This window comes from Mesorhizobium sp. PL10, assembly GCF_053714315.1.
Map to the genome: position 1 here is coordinate 1 of NZ_JBSKBR010000147.1, position 1,030 is coordinate 1,030.

A 1,030-nucleotide genomic window follows, 5' to 3' on the forward strand; every position below is an offset into this window, starting at 1 on the left:
AAAGTTAAAAAACGGGTCTGGGTATTCTTTGCTGAAGGACAGCGTTCCCTGCCCCATCCCCACTACCGAAAAAGATGCGCACCGCGCCGCTCCTTCGAATTCGACATTACCCATGAGGCGGCGGCGTTCAACCACGATCGTACCGGCAAAAGGGCTATCCGGGTGCTATCCCCTGGCGTTGTTGCACAAATGACACGATTTGGCCTCAGTCCGAAAGCTCTCGTTAACCATTGAGGGCCCCGGAAGCCTTGGTCCGAGCCTTGGAATGGGGCCGAATCCGGCGATCGCCTGCCTAAATTGCGGCCATGCCGCCGACTCGCCGGCCTGCGAGCTGCCGCAGAATCGCCGCACGGCAAGGTGCCGCTTCGGCCGAATGCGGATTTTTCAGCGAATATCGCGCCGGCTTGTTGATTGTGCCGGCGCTTTTCTCTATCCAGCGGCGCAACGGAGAGGTGGCCGAGTGGTCGAAGGCGCTCCCCTGCTAAGGGAGTAGAGGTCAAAAGCTTCTCGTGGGTTCGAATCCCATCCTCTCCGCCATCCTGCTTCGCTCTTCGAGCTTCGCAGGACAAGCCCTGCCCTCAGCGCGAAGCAGGATGCCCTCCGAAGCCTTGGCGAAGGAGGGCGGCAGCGTCCCGCTCGAAGCGCGATGCCCCAAAACCTTGGCGAAGGTGGGCCGGTTCGTGTGGTACGTGTACCTGATTGAGAGCGAAGCCGCCGAAGGCGAGCGCTATGTCGGCATAACGTCGGACCTGAAACAGCGGCTCGCCGACCACAACGCAGGAAAATCCAGTCATACATCCAAGTTTCTGCCTTGGCGGATTGTCACCTATGCGGCCTTCTCAAGCCAGACCAAGGCGACATCATTCGAGCGTTACCTCAAGTCCGGTTCGGGACATGCATTCGCCAACAAGCGCCTTTGGTAATCCCTTCACGTATAGCGCGAAATTCTCCGCCGTCTCCAGAAAACACAGCAATAACAACCTTTTAACACGATAATTCACGCAGCAGCGTTCGCTCTTGGGTTCGATTC

General features: G+C 58.3%; 2 protein-coding genes and 1 tRNA gene. All 3 read left to right on the forward strand.

What is annotated here, in order from left to right; genetic code table 11:
* Window positions 1–234, forward strand: a 234-nt coding sequence (locus ACWGTO_RS33530; protein ID WP_454578958.1) for a hypothetical protein, incomplete at its 5' end; no start/stop codon positions are given.
* 212 nt (window positions 235–446) lie between these two features.
* Window positions 447–537 (forward strand) — tRNA-Ser (locus tag ACWGTO_RS33535).
* A 143-nt stretch (window positions 538–680) separates the two neighbouring features.
* Complete coding sequence (locus ACWGTO_RS33540) at window positions 681–923, forward strand: GIY-YIG nuclease family protein (protein WP_454578959.1); 243 nt, start codon at window positions 681–683, stop codon at window positions 921–923.
* Window positions 924–1,030: the final 107 nt, after the last annotated feature.